Origin of the sequence: Nocardia sp. NPDC058633, from assembly GCF_042717045.1 — a bacterium.
Classification (GTDB): Bacteria; Actinomycetota; Actinomycetes; order Mycobacteriales; family Mycobacteriaceae; genus Nocardia.
The window spans coordinates 92,706-108,841 of sequence record NZ_JBHXRA010000012.1; the positions used below are offsets into that span (position 1 = coordinate 92,706).

Genomic DNA, 16,136 nt, shown 5'->3' on the forward strand with positions numbered 1-16,136 from the left:
GTCAGCAGTTGCTCGGGGCGGGCTCGCCGCGGAAGCGGGCATCGAGCCACGCGACGGCAGCCGGGAAACCCATGACCGCGGTGGCCAGATGATCGGGACTCGGATAGAGCTCGGACAGCACCGGTGTTCCGGCCAGGCAGTAACGCTGGTTCGTGCGATCGACAGCGTCGACGGGGATGAGCGGGTCGATGGGGGTGTGCCACTCGAAGATCGGCATCGTCGGCACGGGTTCGAACAGCTCCAGGCTGTTGGCGTCGCCCACTTCCCACGCCCGCGGGTCGTCGATCAGCGAGACGGTCGAGGCGAGATCGGAGGCGCTGTGCATCGCACCGGCGGCGATGAGTTCGACGGTGCAACCGTTGGCCATGGCATCGCGCACCGCCAAGCCGGTCTCGTTGAGCTGCTCAGTGATCGGAAGGCGCTCGGGGTACTCGCGTTCGAGCCCGAGCGCGGCGGCCATCGCGAGACCGAACATGGGATGCGGGGCGAAACCGAGAGTGCGCGCCATCGTGGTGATGTTCATCGGCACACCGCCCTGCGCGGCGCCGACCAGGCGCAGCTCGGGGGCGTAGTCCGGCGCGAGCGCGGCAGCCCAGCCGGTGGCCATGCCACCGCCGGAGTAGCCGAGCATGGCCGACGGGCTCTCGGCGAGTCCGAGTTCGGGGACCCTGGTCGCGGCGCGAATGCTGTCGAGGGTGATCTGGCCACCGAGTCTGGCCGCGCCGTAGGCGGCGTTCGGGCCGAGATGATCCGGTAGGGCGATGCTCCAGCCGCGCAGCAGCATCGTATTCAGCAGCGGCACAGCCCGATAGAGCAGATTGGGATCGTAGGCATAGAGGGCGCGCGAGACCGCGCACTGGGTGCCGAGGCCGTTGATGATGTGCTGATACGACAACAGCGGCGCGCCGCGACGATGGTCCTTCGGGGTGAGGATCGTGGTGGTCGCGGCGATCGGTCGGCCCTGCGAGTCAGTGGACCGGAACTTCACCAAAGTGACCGTGGCGGTCGGGAAATAGGGCAGCGGCTCTTGAACGCGGACCGCGAGCACGGCGCCGGGTTCCTTGCTCGCGATGTCGGCGGGCGCGGCGTAGAAGGGGTCGGGATCAGGCATCGGATACACCGGTGGTGTCGCGGCGGCCGACGGAGCGCCCGAGGCGGCGAGCAAGCCGACCATGACGGCGCAGGCCACGGTGCGCAGGCTAATTCTCATGGATCACCGCCGACGCGGGGAAACGGACACCGGTGGCGCGTTCGGACGCCGTCCACAATTGCTGCCAGAGGGCCCGGTCCTGCGACAGTGCGCTCGACGGGCAGGCGCTGACCGGGCCTCGGGTGTTGAACAGCTTGGTCGGGCCCCAGTAGACGTCGGGGTCCGCGTCCGGCGCGGTGGCGGCGAACAGCATGGATTGGGCTGCGGCGGTTCGTGATTGGCCGACCAGCCGGATGAACGGCTCGGCCACGTAATCGAGTGGTGTCTGTGTCCTGGCGACGAGCCCGGTCGGCGCGACACCGGGGTGCACGGCGTAGGACCGCAGCGGCGACCCGGATTCGCGCAACCGGCGCTGCAGTTCGCGGCCGAACATCAGGGTGGCCAGCTTCGATTCCGGATAGGCCGAATGCCGACTGTATCGACGGCGCTCGAAGCGCAGATCGTCGAGCGGCAGTGCCTTCGTCCATCCGTGGGAAATACTCGACAGCGAGATGACCCGGTCCTGGATTCGATCCAGCAGCAGGCCAGTCAACGCGAAGTGCCCGAGATGGTTGACGCCGAATTGGGTTTCGAATCCGTCGACGGTACGGGCGAACGGCACATTCATCAACCCGGCGTTGTTGATCAGCACATCGAATTCGCCGCATTGCTGCGCGAATCGTCGCACATCGGCCAGATCGGCAAGATCCAGACTCGCCACGGAGATATCGCCGTCCAGTTGATCGGCGATATCCCGTCCCCGTTTCGGATCGCGGCAAGCCATGATCACCGTGGCGCCACGGGCAGCCAGGGTGCGGGTCACCACCTCGCCGAGACCGCCGTTGGCCCCGGTGATAACGAATCGTCGGCCGTGCTGATCCGGTATCGGATCGGGAGTCCTTGCCATGGCGCATGACCTTACGAATCGCGGTCACCGGGTGGCAATGCGTTTGGAAAATGTCAGGGACGACGCGGCGGCTGTTGGTCGTTTCCCAAAGAGGTTCGGCGCGCGGGGAATTCGGTTGCCCGCTGTCGTAGCGTGGCGCCGGTCAGTGTTGTCGAGTAGATCGCAGGGCGAATTCCCGATCCCGCCGCACTGCTCGCTTCCCTGTCGATACCTCTGATGCAGGAGATGTTTGCCCTATGGCTCGCGAAGACGAACTACGCACTTACATGAAGAAGGCGATCCGGGAACTGCAGACCACCCGCGCGCGCCTCGACGATGTGCAAGCGCGGGCGACCGAGCCGATCGCCATTGTCGGCATGGCGTGCCGTTACCCGGGTGGGGTCACCTCGCCGGAGCAGTTGTGGCAGGCGGTGGTCGAGGGGCGCAGCCTGGTGTCGTCGTGGCCGACCGATCGGGGTTGGGACGTCGAGGGACTGTTCGATCCGGAGCCGGGTGTGCCGGGCAAGTCGTATGTCCGAACGGGCGGCTTCCTCGACGGCGCCACCGGATTCGACGCGAACTTCTTCGGGATCAGCCCTCGTGAGGCGCAGGCGATGGATTCGCAGCAGCGTCTGGTGCTCGAGACCGCCTGGGAAGCCTTCGAGCGCGCGGGTATCGATCCGGCGACCGTTCGCGGCAGTGCTACCGGCGTCTTCGTCGGCTTGATGCCGGACTCCGAAGCCCCGTCTTCGCGCGATCTCGAGGAGCGGGTGCGCGAGTCGATCGAACAGTTCCTGATGACCGGTCAGGCGTCGAGTATCGCCTCGGGGCGGGTGTCGTACGTGCTGGGCCTGGAAGGCCCGTCGGTCACCGTGGACACGGCGTGTTCGTCGTCGCTGGTCGCGATTCATCAGGCGGTGCGATCGTTGCGCTCGGGGGAGTCGACGATGGCGCTGGCCGGCGGTGTCACGGTGATGGCGACACCGGCCGCGTTCGTCGCGTTCTCCACTCAGCGCGCGCTGGCGGCCGACGGCCGGTGCAAGTCCTTCGCCGCGGGCGCCGACGGCACCGCGTGGGGCGAGGGTGTCGGCATGCTCCTGCTCGAGCGCGTGTCCGAAGCCAGGCGGCTCGGGCACAAGATCCTGGGCCTGGTGCGCGGCACCGCGGTGAACTCCGACGGCGCGTCCAACGGTCTGACCGCGCCGAACGGACGGTCTCAGCAGCGAGTGATCCGGTCGGCGCTGGCGGACGCGGGCTTGGCCACCACGGATGTGGACGTCGTGGAGGCGCACGGGACCGGGACCCGGCTGGGAGATCCCATCGAGGCCCAGGCCCTGCTCGCGACGTACGGCGCCGAGCGCGAGGCCGGGGAGCCGCTGCTGCTCGGGTCGCTGAAGTCGAACATGGGTCATACGCAGGCCGCCGCCGGGGTCGGCGGGCTGATCAAGATGGTGATGGCGATGCGGCACGGGGTGGTGCCGCCGACACTGAATGTCGATGAGCCGACGCCGCACGTGGATTGGTCGTCGGGCTCGATCCGATTGGTGACCCAGGCGCAGGCGTGGCCCGCGACCGGGCGACCGTCGCGCGCCGCGGTGTCGTCCTTCGGCATCAGCGGCACCAACGCGCACGTAGTGGTCGAGCGAGGGGAATTCTCGCCGGAGGTGCCGCGAGTTGCCGACACCGCCACACCGCCGGTGATTCCATGGGTCGTCACCGCGCGCTCGGCCACCGCGGTAACGGCCCAGGCACGCGCGCTGCTCGACCGGCTCGAGACCGGACACGACGACGACCCGGTCGATGTCGGCGCCGCACTGCTCGGCACCCGTGCTCGGTTCGAGCATCGCGCCGTGATCGTCGGCCGTGATGGCGAGGAACTGGGCGCCGGGCTGCGAGCACTCGCGGACGGACAACCGGCGCGGAACGTGGTGCGTGGCACTGCCACCGCGGCGGTCACCGCGGTGATGTTCCCCGGTCAGGGCGCTCAGCGGGCCGGGATGGGGCGTGAGCTGTACGAAGGCTATCCGGTGTACCGCGCCGCCTTCGACGAGATCTGCGCGGAGTTCGACCAGCATCTCGAAACACCGCTGCGCGACATCATCTTCGACGACCAGGACACCGCGGGGGCCCTCGACCGGACCGAGATCGCCCAGGTGGCCCTCTTCGCAACCGAAGTGGCGATGTATCGCCTGGCCGAATCATGGGGACTGCGCGCGGGATTCGTGCTCGGCCACTCGATCGGCGAGATCGTCGCGGCCTATGTGGCCGGGGTCTGGTCGCTCACGGATGCCTGCACCCTGGTCGCCGCTCGTGGTCGTCTCATGCAGTCCGCGCCCGAGGGCGGGGTGATGATCGCGGTCGCCGCCGATGCGGAGAGCGTCGCCGACCTTGTGCGTCGACACGATGACGTGAGCATCGCAGCGGTGAACGGGCCCGCGTCGGTGGTTGTCTCGGGTGCGGCGGATTCCGTGAACGCCATCGCCGAACAACTGGCGGCCGACGGCGTGCGGACCACCCGGCTGCGGGTGAGCCATGCCTTCCACTCCTCCCAGATGGACGCGGTGCTGGCGGAGTTCGGTGAAGTCTGTCGTGGACTCACTTATCGCCCGCCGACCGTGCCGGTGATCTCGGCACTCACCGGCAAGGTGGCCGAGGCGGCGCAGCTGTGCTCGCCGGACTACTGGGTGAGTCACCTGCGCGAACCGGTCCGCTATCTGGACGCGGTGCGGTGGGCCCGTGAACAGGGCGCGGTGAACTGCTTCGCCGAGATGGGGCCCGGGGCCGCACTGACGGCGATGGTCCACGAGATCGTCGACGACGGTGCGGCGATGACCGCCACCGCGTTGCAGCGGCCCGGCCTGGTGGGCGATCTCGCGTTCGTCACCGGTCTGTCGGCGCTGTACTGCCAAGGGGCAACGCTGGATCCGGCCTCGCTGTTCGACGGTGCCGACACCCGCCCGGTGGACCTGCCAACCTATGCCTTCCAGCGTGATCGGTTCTGGCTCGCGGTGAGCGAGGGCAGCAATGTGCGTGGTGCCGGGCTCGACACCGACGATCATCCGCTGCTCGGCGCGCGGATCGGTCTGGCTCAGGACGGTGGATTGTTGCTGACCGGGCTGCTGTCGCTGCACACGCACCCCTGGCTGGCGGGGCATCGGATCGGTGGCGCGGTGCTGCTTCCCGGCACCGCGTTCATCGAACTGGCCTGGCATGCGGGTCAATTGGTGCAGTGCCCGGTTGTCGGTGAACTCGTGCTCGAAGCCCCGTTCGTGATTCCCGAGACCGGTGCGGTGGAACTGCAGGTCCTGGTCGGGCCGGCGCAGGAATCGGGGCATCGCGCCATCGGTGTGTACTCGCGTCCGCAGACAGCGTCCGCGCAAGAGCTGCCCTGGGTCGCACACGCCACCGGCACCGTTCGACCGTCGGACGAGACCGCGGTGGCCGCGGCGGATGGCGGCGCGTGGCCCCCTACCGGGGCGGTCGCGGTGGCCGTCGGCGATCCGTACGAGGCCATGGCGGCGGCCGGTTACGACTACGGCCCGGCCTTCCGAGGTCTCGGTCAGATCTGGCGCCACGGCGACGACGTTCTGGCCGAGGTGACGCTGCCCGAATCGGCTACCGCGGACGCCGCGCGGTTCGGTCTACACCCCGCACTGCTCGATGCCGCACTGCACGCGATGATCGTGACCGGCACGGTCGGCCCGACCGAATCCGGCCGGATCCGGCTCCCGTTCGCGTGGGAAGGTGTTTGTCTGCATGCGGTCGGCGCGTCGTCGCTGCGTGTGCGTCTCACCCCGACCGGCACCGACCGCGTCGGCCTCGAACTCTCCGATTCGGCGGGTAGGCCGGTCGCCGGCGCGCAATCACTGGCACTGCGCGAGATTCCGCTGTCAGCGCTGGGTCAACGGGCATCGTCGTCGGACGGCGGACTGTACGAGGTGAACTGGGTGACCGTGCCGGCGCCCGAATCCGTCGCGGGACACAGTGAATGGTCCGAGCTCGATTTCGCGGTGAGCGCAGTGACGGTCGAACGCTGCGAACGCGCTGATCGCGACCTCGTCGTCGTACGCGTTCCCCGCGACGCGAACACCTCCGTCACCGACATCGGTGTCGGTGCGGTGGATCCGAGCACTGTCCGCGAGCAGGTGACCGCGGTACAGACTGTGGTGCAGCAATTGCTCGCCGACGACCAGTTCGCCGACACCCTGGTGGTTTTCGTGACCAGCGGCGCCGTCGCGATCCACGGCGGGGAAGACATCGGTGATCTGGTAGGCGCGGCGGTGTGGGGTCTGCTGCGGACCGCGCAGAACGAGAACCCCGGCCGTATCGCGCTGCTCGACCTCGCGGATCGAAGCGACTACCGCGAGGCGGTGCTCGGCTGCGCCGCGCTCACCGCCGAGCCGCAGCTGGCGATCCGGCACGGGGAAACGCACGCGCCGCGCCTGGTGCGCGCGGGCGCGAACACGGTCGGGTCGGCCGAGCTGATCGGCGACGGTGACTGGCAGCTGGTCGACCACGGTCGCGGAACGCTGCACGGCGACAACATGATGCTGGCTTCGCGACCGGCGACCGAGCCGCTCGGTCCGGGACAGGTGCGGATCGCGGTGCGGGCGGCGGGTGTCAACTTCCGTGATGTGCTGATCGTGCTCGGGATGTACCCGATCCCGAACACCGCCATCGGTGGCGAGGGTGCGGGCGTGGTCGTCGAGGTCGCCCCCGACGTCGTCGATCTCGTGGTCGGCGATCGGGTGATGGGCATCTTCACCGGTGTGAGTGCCACGGTGGTGGCCGACCAGCGGACGGTCATCGAGATTCCCGCGGGCTGGTCGTTCGAGGATGCGGCGGCCGCGCCGATCGTGTTCGCCACCGCCTACTACTCGCTGGTCGACCTGGCACAGGTGCGGGCGGGGGAGTCGCTGCTGATCCACGCCGCCACCGGTGGTGTCGGTATGGCAGCGGTGCAGTTGGGCCGCCATCTCGGGTTGGACCTCTATGTCACTGCCAGCCCGGCCAAGTGGGATGTGCTGCGTGCGAACGGTTTCGCCGACGAGCGCATCGGCAATACGCGAACCACCGAGTTCTCGACGAAGTTCCTCGAAGCCACCGGTGGACGCGGTGTCGATGTCGTGCTCGACTCGCTCGCCGGCGACAAAGTGGACGCGTCGCTGGATCTGCTCCCGCGCGGCGGTCGATTCATCGAGATGGGCCTGACCGATCTGCGTGACGCCGACGAGATCGCGGGCACCCACCCGGGCGTCCGATACCAGAACTTCATCCTGATGGAGGCAGGCCCCGACCGGCTGCGCGAGATCCTGACCGAGCTGCGCGCACTCTTCGAATCCGGTGTCCTGCGTCCACTCCCGGTCACCCGCTGGGATGTGCGACGGGCACCCGAGGCGTTTCGGCAGCTGAGCCAGGCGCGCCATGTCGGCAAGTACGTGCTGACCGTGCCCGCCTCGCCCAATCGTGACGGCACCGTCCTGGTGACCGGCGGCACCGGCGGCCTCGGCGCGCTGGCCGCCCGCCACCTGGTCACCGCGCACGGAGTTCGGCGCCTGCTGCTGACCAGCCGTCGCGGACCCGACGCGGACGGCGCCGGGGAACTCGCCGCGCAGCTGTCCGCACTCGGCGCCGAGGTCGACATCGTCGCCTGCGATGTCGCCGACCGCGACGCGCTCACGGCCATGGTCGCGGCGATACCCGCCGCGCATCCGCTGACAGGGGTGGTGCACACCGCGGGCGTCGTCGAAGACGCGCTGTTCACCGAGCACACGCCGGAACACATCGCGAAAGTGTTGCGCCCCAAGGTCGATGCCGCCTGGTACCTGCACGAGGTAACCCGGGCACACACCCTGTCGATGTTCGTCGTGTACTCCTCGATCGCGGGTCTGCTCGGTAACCCCGGCCAGGCGAACTACGCCGCGGCCAACGGATTCCTCGACGCGCTGGCCCAGCACCGTAGCCATCGGGGCCTGCCCGCCACCGCCATGGCCTGGGGCCTGTGGGAACGCGGCACGGGCATCACCGGTCACCTGACCGAGCGAGATCTGCGGCGGATGCGCCGTGAAGGGCTGATCCCGCTCACCGACGACGAGGGCACGGCCCTGTTCGACAGTGCCCTGACGACCGGCAGCCCACTGGCGGTGCCCGCACGGCTCGACCTCACGGCACTCGGTTCGCTCGGCGATGTCGACGAGATGCCCGCGATGCTGCGCTCGCTGCTTCGTGGCCCGCGCCGGGCGGCCGGTGGTGGCTTCGACGAGTCGGCGAAGCTGCTGGCGAGTCTGACCGGCCGCGAACCCGCCGACCAGGAGACGATCGTCCTCGGTGTCATCCGATCGCACGCGGCGGCCGTCCTCGGCCATGCGTCCGCGGAGGCGGTGCCCGCCGACACCGCGTTCACCGACCTGGGTTTCGACTCGCTGGGTGCGGTGGAGTTCCGCAACCGACTCGAAGCGGCCACCGGCGCGAAGCTGCGCACGACGATCGTCTTCGACTACCCCAACGCCGCCGCGCTGGCCAACTACCTGTGCACCGAGATCGCCCCCGTGGACGACCCGGCAGCGCGGATCGCCGGACAGCTCGACGCGCTGGCCGCGGAGTGCGCCGACGTGGAGCTGGCACCGCAGCGGGTCGAGGAGTTGCTGGTGCGGATCAACGACCTCGTGCGCACCCTGCGCGGTGACGCGGCGGGCGAGGTCGTCGACAACATCGACGGTGCCGACGACGACGCCCTGTTCGATCTCATCGACCAGGTCCGTTCGGTCTGAGCCGAATCAGAAAGCGAGAGTCGAATGGCCGACGAAGCGGAACTGCGCGCGTATCTCAAGCGCGCCACCCGGCAGTTGCAGGAGACCAGACAGCAGCTCGGTGACGAGCAGGCACGCGCGCGGGAACCGATCGCGATCGTGGGAATGTCGTGTCGGTTCCCCGGCGGGATCGAATCGCCCGACCAGCTGTGGCAGGCGCTGGTCGAGGGGCGCGACCTGATCACCGAGTTCCCGGCGGATCGGGGCTGGGACGTCGACGGGTTCTACGATCCCGACCCGGACAAATTCGCCAAATCCTATGTGCGCGAAGGTGGGTTCCTCGAGGGCGCGGGCGAGTTCGACGCCGGGTTCTTCGGGATCAGCCCGCGCGAAGCCGAGGCCATGGATCCGCAGCAGCGGCTGTTGCTCGAGCTCGCCTGGGAATCGATCGAGCAGGCCCGCGTCGACCCGACGACGTTGCGCGGCAGTGACACCGGTGTCTTCGTGGGTTTCAGTGATCAGGGGTACGGATTCGGTGCCGCGCAGGCGTGGGACGGTGCGGAGACCTACTACTTCACCGGCAATCACGCCTCGATGGCGGCGGGGCGGGTGGCCTACCTGTTGGGTCTGGAAGGTCCGGCGGTCACCGTCGACACCGCCTGCTCGTCGTCACTGGTCGCGATCCATCAGGCGATGCAAGCGCTGCGCCTGCGGGAGTGCGGGATGGCCCTCGCCGGTGGTGTCACGGTGATGTCCACCCCGATGCCGTTCGCGCTGTTCTCGCGTCAGCGTGCGCTGGCGCCGAACGGGCGGTGCAAGTCCTATGCGGCGGGCGCGGACGGGACCGCGTGGGGTGAGGGTGTCGGGTTCGTTCTGCTGGAACGTCTTTCGGACGCGCAGCGGCTCGGGCACCGGGTGCTCGCGGTGCTGCGCGGCTCGGCGGTGAACAGTGACGGTGCGTCCAACGGGCTCACCGCGCCGCGCGGACCGGCTCAGCAGCGGGTGATCGGAGCCGCGCTGGCCAATGCCGGCCTGCGCCCGGCCGATATCGACATGGTGGAGGGCCACGGCACCGGCACGGTGCTGGGTGATCCGGTGGAGGCGCAGGCCCTGCTGGCGACCTACGGGCAACGCGACGGTGCGCCGCCGCTGTGGCTGGGGTCGGTGAAATCGAATATGGGACATACGCAGTCGGCCGCGGGAATAGCCGGACTGATCAAGGTGGTCCAGGCGATCCAGCATGAGATGGTCCCGCCCACACTGCATGTCGACGCGCCGACCGCACACGCCGACTGGACCGGGGATCGCATCCGGCTGGCGCTGCGGCCACAACCGTGGCCGCGCACCGAGCATGCGCGACGGGCCGGGGTGTCCTCCTTCGGGATCAGCGGCACCAACGCCCATGTGATCGTCGAGCAGGCGCCGCGACCCGCGGCGGCCGACGACCGACCTGAGCCCGCTCATCGGTCGAGGCCGTCACACCCGCCGACGCCGTGGCTGCTGTCGGCGCGCACCCCCGCCGCACTGCGCGACCAGGCGGCCCGGGTCCGTGAGGCAGTCGTGAACTCCCCGCACGACCTCGCCGACATCGCTCACTCCTTGGCCACCACGCGAACGAGATTCGACCATCGCGCCGTGGTCGTGGCGAACACCCGCGGTGAGTTCCTGGACGGGCTCGCCGCCATCGCCGACGAACACACCGCTGCCTCGACAGTCCTCTCACGTCGGGGCACCGGCGGCAAGCTGGCGATGATGTTCCCCGGTCAGAATGGTCGACTCGTGGGCATCGGCAGCGGGCTCTACGGCGCGTACCCGGTGTTCGCGCAGGCGCTCGACAGTGTCTGCGCCGGTTTCGACGCCCATCTCGAGCACCCACTGCGCGCGGAGATGTTCGGGACGGGTGAGCGGCTCACCCGGACCGACTACACCCAGCCCGCCGTTTTCGCGCTGCAGGTCGCACTGTTCCGGCTGCTCGAATCCTGGGGGATTACGCCGGATTTCGTGGTGGGGCACTCGGTCGGCGAACTCTGCGCCGCGCATGTCGCGGGTGTGCTGTCGCTGGAAGACGCGGTCGCGGTGGTGGCGGCGCGCGGAAGATTGATGCAACGAATGGACGTGGGAGCGATGGTTTCGGTGCGGGCCTCCTGCGTCGAGGTCACGGATTCGATCGCCGGTCGCGAGTCCGAACTGTCGGTCGCCGCGGCCAACGGCCCGAACGCCACCGTGATCGCGGGCGATGTCGCGGCGGTAGGTGAGTGCGCACGGTACTGGCGTGAACGGGGTCGACGGGTCACCAGGCTCGGCGTCGACCGTGGTTTCCACTCGCCGCACGTGGATCTGATCACCGACGAGTTCGGTGCCGTCGTCGCGGGCGTCCGATTCCGAGAACCGCGCATCCCCATCATTTCCACCGTGACCGGAACGGAAACCACACCGGGACAGCTGACTTCGATCGATTACTGGGTTCGTCAGGCCCGTGAGCCCGTGCGATTTCACGACAGCGTGCTGCGATTGCACGAATCCGGCGTCGTCACCTACCTCGAACTCGGTGCGGGAGACACCCTCTCCGGACTGGTCTACGAAGCCCTCGCCGATACCGGCAGCACGGCAGTCCCGGTGCTGCGTCCCGGTGCCGACGAACCCGGCTCAGCGGTGAAAGCCGTGGCGGCAGCATGGGTCGCCGGGGCCGAGGTCGGCTGGTCGGCGCTGTGTCGCGACGACACCGCCAGGGTGGTCGATCTGCCGACCTATCCGTTCCAGCACCGCCGCTACTGGGTCCACACCGACAGCGCCGTGCTCGAGAGCATGATCGGCGTCGCGGGAGCCGAACTCGCCGGAGATCGGAGCGTCGGCCGACGCGACGTTGCGGCGGGGGAGGTGTCGCCCGCGCGCCCGGACTGGCAGGCCGTCCCCGAGGACGAGCGCTGCGATGTCGCGGTGCGAGTCGTCGTGGACCAGATCCGCGAGATCCTCATCGACCTCACCGAAGACGAGATCGATCTCGAAGCGACTGTTCTCGCGATCGGACTCACCTCACTGTCCGTCCTCGAACTGCGCGGCAGAATCAATGCCGCCGCGGGTGCCGACCTGTCGTTGGAGGACCTGTTCACCCACCCGACCCCGCGCGCGCTCGGTGCCGTGCTCGCCACCCGGATCTGGAGCGACGCGTCGACCCACGAGGCGGTGCTCGCATGAGCGGGGGAGTGTCGCCGGTGCGCAGCACCCTGTGTTTCGAACAATTGGTGCCCGCCGCGCTGGCCCACCGGCGCGGGCTCGCCGAGGTCTACGTCGCCGATACGGCGATCGTCGGAAGCTCGGAATACCTTGCCGCCGTGCAGGTGCCGCGGGCGCACTCGCTGTGGTTCGATCGACTGGCTCCGTACCACGATCCGTTCTCCGCCGTCGAGGCTGTCCGGCAGGCGCTGCTCGTAGTCGGGCAACGACACCTCGGTGTCCCCGCCGACGCGCCGGCCAGCCTGCAGCGGATGGCCTTCGCGGTGGAGGACCTGAGCTTGTTCCGCGACAGCGAACGGGAGCCGCTCGAAGGTGTGGTGCGTCTGCGGCCGGGCGCGGCGGGTACCGGGCGCGGGTATTACCACGACGTGTCCTTCGATGCCACGCTGACCATCCACGGGGCACTGGCGATGACGGTGCGCGGCAGCGGAATCACCTTCCCCCGTGACGCTTACGACGAGTTCCGTGAGCTCCAGCAGGGCAAGCGCCCGGCACTGGTCGCGGTCGGTCCCGACGCGGTGCGGCGACTACCGCCGGAACTGGTGGGACGACGCGACCCCCGCAATGTCGTGCTCGCTCGCACCGCGGCGCAGGACCTGGTCGTGGTGGTGGATCGCGGGCATCCGAGCTTCTTCGACCACCAATACGACCATGTGCCAGGGCCGTTGCTGCTCGAGGCGTTCCGGCAGGCGGCGGTGCTGGCAGCGACCGCGTCGGGGCTACTCGTCTCGCCGGTCGCCGCGGTACTCGACCTCGAAGCCCAGTTCACCGATTTCGCCGAGCTGGACGCCCCCGTCACCTGCACCACCGCGGCCGTCGGTGATCTCGACCTCGACGAGATCACCGTCGAGGTGGCCCTGCACCAGTACGGCAACCGCATCGCCCTCGCACACGTCGAGCTGGCGCACTATCCCGTGTCCGGGCAACGACAGGAGAACCTCCGATCATGACCACAGCATCGGCGAAACGGTACGCGGTCATCGGTGGCGGCGTGTCCGGCATCGGCGCGGCCTTCGCACTGCGTCAGGCGGGCCACCACGTAGAACTCATCGAACAAGACGCGGTGCTCGGCGGGCGCTGCGGTTTCGACAGCCTCGGTGGTCGGCCGATCATGATGGGCGGCAAGAACATCGGTCGCCACTACCGGCAGCTGCGCGAGTTCATCGCCGCGTCCGGGGAGCGCGCCTACGAGCCGTTCGGAATCAACAGCTCGCAGATCATCGACGGCGAACTGGTGACACTCGACAACCCCGGCATCGCCGGCTTCGTGCGCCATTTGTTGCGCATGGGTTCGCCGGTCGACGCGGCGCGCATGCTCTACTACGGTGCGCGGGTGCGGTTCGACGAGCGCAACCGCTACCTGGGGTCGGAGTACTTCGGCCGCGCGGGCACCGACAGCGACGACGTCGCGCTGGGCGCGCACTTCGGAGCCGAGTTCGGTCGTGCTGTGCTGCGCCCGATGACGGTTCGGCTCAACGCCGCCGAACCGGACGAGGTGTACCTCGGCGCGTTCGGAGTGAGCCTGGGCATGGTGCAGGATCGATACGACCAACTCGTCGACGGTTTGCAACCGGTCCTGGACTGGTTCGCCGGGCGGGTGCCGGTCCGGCTCAACACCCGCGTCGATCGGATCGTGGCGCGAGAAGGCCGGGTGGTCGGGCTGGATGTCTCCGAAAATGGCAGCGCCACTACGGTTTCCGCCTACGACGGGGTTGTTCTGGCCGTGCCGGCGTACGCGGCCGCGAATCTGCTCGAACCCCTGGTTCCCGCGTTGAGCAAGGTGCTGGGCCAGGTGGCCTACTACCCGTCCACGGTAGCGGTGGTGCAGTACGAGCAGCCCTTCTTCGGCAGCACCGTTCGATCGATCGCATTCGACGAGGGTCCGTGCAGCGCCGCGGGGGTCTACGGTGTCAACGATCTCGATATCGTCCGCTACACCTTCAGCGGGCGCGATGCCCGGCCGACACCGGATACGCGGCAGTTGGCGACGTGGATCGACGAGGCCGAGGCGAAGGTGCGCGGGCATCTCGGTGGCCCGTCCATCGCGAGGGTGCGCACCGAGACGCGCAGTTGGGCCGCGGCGCACTGCGCCTACCTCCCCGATCACGCCGGTTTCCGCGCGGTGCTGCGCGAGCAGGCCGAATCCCTTGCGGGACTACAGCTCGCGGGCGACTACCTGCTCGGGGCGCAGTTGGAGGCCTGCTACCGCTCCGGTGTCGCGGCAGCCGGCGCGTTGACCGCGTGAGCTGGGCCCGGGGTCGTCGCAGGGGAGTTACGCGGCGCCCCGGGTATGCACCATGTCGTCGGCGAGCAGCGCGATGCGAGCCCGCAGAATGCCCTCCGCGGTCGTCAGGTCCAGGTCGGTCAGGCCGCTCACCCGCCGCAGTCGGTAGTCGATGGTGTTGGGATGCACATGAAGTCGCCGGCCGGTGGCTTTGCGATTGAGACCGGTCGCCATGTAGGTCCGCAGCGTTTCCAGCAGCTCCGGATGGGTGGCGAGCGGGGCGATGACATCGGCCAGATGCTCGCGCGCCGGACCGGGACGGGTGAGCTGATATTCGATCGCCACATCCGAGAGCTCGTACAGGCCAGCGGGTTTGGCGATGCCGCGCACCAGATCGAGCAGCTCGTGTGCTTCCTCGGTGGCCTTCGGGATCTGGTCGGTCGGTGCGGGCACCAGGGTCGCCGTGAGCTGGACACCCGAGGTCGCGCTGATCGTGGCGAGGGTGTCGCCGGTCATCCGCGGCAGGTCGGGTTCATCGCTCGGGATCAGCAGGGTGCCGCCGGTGGTGCTCAGCAGTGCGAGCGACCGTGATGCGAAGGCATCGGCCAGCGCCGCCTGCACACGTCGGAGCTTGCGCCGCGCGACCATCTGGGCGTCGACGCGCGGGTCGTGCTCCTCGGCCAGCTCCGGAATCATCAGTGCCACTACCTGATACGAATCGGCGACCCTGATGCCGGTCTGGCGGGTGAGGGCGCCGATGCCGTGACCGCTCAGTAGTGCCGACATCATCGTCTGGGCCCCGGTCTGATGTTCCTTGGCGACCTGGCGCTGCTCATCGAGATAGGCACTGGTCACCGTCGCGTTGATCACCTCGAGCGTGCGCAGCAGCAGGCGAATACCCGCGACGACTTCGGCGAGATCGGCCGCGGTCACCTGCCCGATGACGAGTTCGAAGCCGATCCGAAACCCCTCGGCGTAGGCGCGCAGCAGCGTCTCGACGGGTACACCCTCGCGGGCATGCTGGGCCGATGCCGCGCGCAGCGCCACCAGTTGCGGCTCGGACGGGGTCGCGCGCTTGTCCAGCATTTCCATCGCCAGCATCAGGCAGCGGCGGGTGAACTCGGTGACGTCACCGCGCATCGCCTCGCTCGGCATCGCCTGGCACGGCATGACATTCTCGGCGAAATAGGAGACGAGCTGTGACACCAACTCGTCGGCGTTTCCCAGAAAACTCGATGCGGTCCGACCGTTCGCGATGATGAGCGGATCGTAGATCCGATCCATGGCTGAAGAATTCATCGGGTGCACTCCGTCGTGGCAGACAGCGAATGGGGCTGATCGTGGTCTTGTGTGAATCGCAACATAGCCACAGAGGAGCTCGCAGTCGCCGGTCCCATCGAAGGGCCTGGTGGGATCACGATGCCCTGTCATCCAGGGTTGTGTGGGCTCACAAGCGGGCGATGCCGACGAATGCGCCGCGGTGGCGACACGATCCCACACGGTCGTGAGCCGACGTGCACCGCACCGAGCACGAGCCCGACGCTCACATACCGGGTAGCGGTTTCCCGTCCGCCGAGACGCTCATGAATGCCGAAATGACGTGTTCGCTGAGGTACTGCCGTAATTGCGTGCGGTACTGGGCCGGGATATCCGCCGGGACCAGGTCGAGCGCGTCCTCGACCTCATCCCAAATTCGAAGAAAGGAAATTCCGTTGCGCGAGCAGGATTCGACGGCGACCATCAGCTGATGGGTCAGGCAATCCATCTGTACAGTCGATGTCATCGTGAATCCGGCATCGAGTAGCACCCTGAGATCGGCCATTGTTGTCCCCTTACCAGTTCGCACCCCTGCAG

8 protein-coding genes are annotated in these 16,136 nt (G+C 68.5%); 4 read left to right on the forward strand and 4 right to left on the reverse strand.

Going from position 1 to position 16,136, the window contains the following annotated elements:
- Position 1 precedes the first annotated feature (1 nt).
- Both ACFWUR_RS17685 and ACFWUR_RS17690 read right to left on the reverse strand, forming a co-directional pair.
- Positions 2 to 1,210, reverse strand: coding sequence for a lipase family protein (locus ACFWUR_RS17685; protein WP_378908161.1), 1,209 nt, complete (start codon positions 1,208 to 1,210; stop codon positions 2 to 4).
- Entirely contained in the window at positions 1,200 to 2,096 is an 897-nt protein-coding gene (locus ACFWUR_RS17690) for an SDR family NAD(P)-dependent oxidoreductase (protein WP_378908162.1), read from the reverse strand. The genes ACFWUR_RS17685 and ACFWUR_RS17690 overlap by 11 nt, the downstream gene beginning before the upstream one ends.
- Positions 2,097 to 2,332: 236 nt before the next feature.
- Here ACFWUR_RS17690 and ACFWUR_RS17695 point away from each other — a divergent pair, with 236 nt between their 5' ends.
- The 4 genes from ACFWUR_RS17695 to ACFWUR_RS17710 are packed head-to-tail and all read left to right on the forward strand — an operon-like array spanning position 2,333 to position 14,303.
- Positions 2,333 to 8,845, forward strand: coding sequence for a type I polyketide synthase (locus ACFWUR_RS17695; protein WP_378908163.1), 6,513 nt, complete (start codon positions 2,333 to 2,335; stop codon positions 8,843 to 8,845).
- 24 nt (positions 8,846 to 8,869) lie between these two features.
- Positions 8,870 to 12,019: a type I polyketide synthase gene (locus ACFWUR_RS17700; protein ID WP_378908164.1), complete on the forward strand. Its 3,150-nt coding sequence runs from the start codon at positions 8,870 to 8,872 to the stop codon at positions 12,017 to 12,019.
- Positions 12,016 to 13,008 carry an AfsA-related hotdog domain-containing protein gene (locus ACFWUR_RS17705; RefSeq protein WP_378908165.1) on the forward strand — a complete coding sequence of 331 codons (993 nt, stop codon included), beginning with the start codon at positions 12,016 to 12,018 and terminating at the stop codon, positions 13,006 to 13,008. Before ACFWUR_RS17700 ends, ACFWUR_RS17705 begins: the two co-directional genes overlap by 4 nt.
- Entirely contained in the window at positions 13,005 to 14,303 is a 1,299-nt protein-coding gene (locus tag ACFWUR_RS17710; RefSeq protein WP_378908166.1) for an FAD-dependent oxidoreductase, read from the forward strand. Before ACFWUR_RS17705 ends, ACFWUR_RS17710 begins: the two co-directional genes overlap by 4 nt.
- 27 nt (positions 14,304 to 14,330) lie before the next feature.
- On the opposite strand, the gene ACFWUR_RS17715 is transcribed toward ACFWUR_RS17710, so the two are convergent.
- Together ACFWUR_RS17715 and ACFWUR_RS17720 are read right to left on the reverse strand one after the other, a co-directional pair.
- Positions 14,331 to 15,581, reverse strand: a complete 1,251-nt coding sequence (locus ACFWUR_RS17715) for a PucR family transcriptional regulator (protein ID WP_378908167.1) — start codon at positions 15,579 to 15,581, stop codon at positions 14,331 to 14,333.
- Between the two features lie 244 nt (positions 15,582 to 15,825).
- Positions 15,826 to 16,065 (reverse strand): hypothetical protein, encoded by a 240-nt coding sequence (locus ACFWUR_RS17720; RefSeq protein WP_378908168.1) that lies wholly within the window; start codon positions 16,063 to 16,065, stop codon positions 15,826 to 15,828.
- Positions 16,066 to 16,136 lie beyond the last annotated feature (71 nt).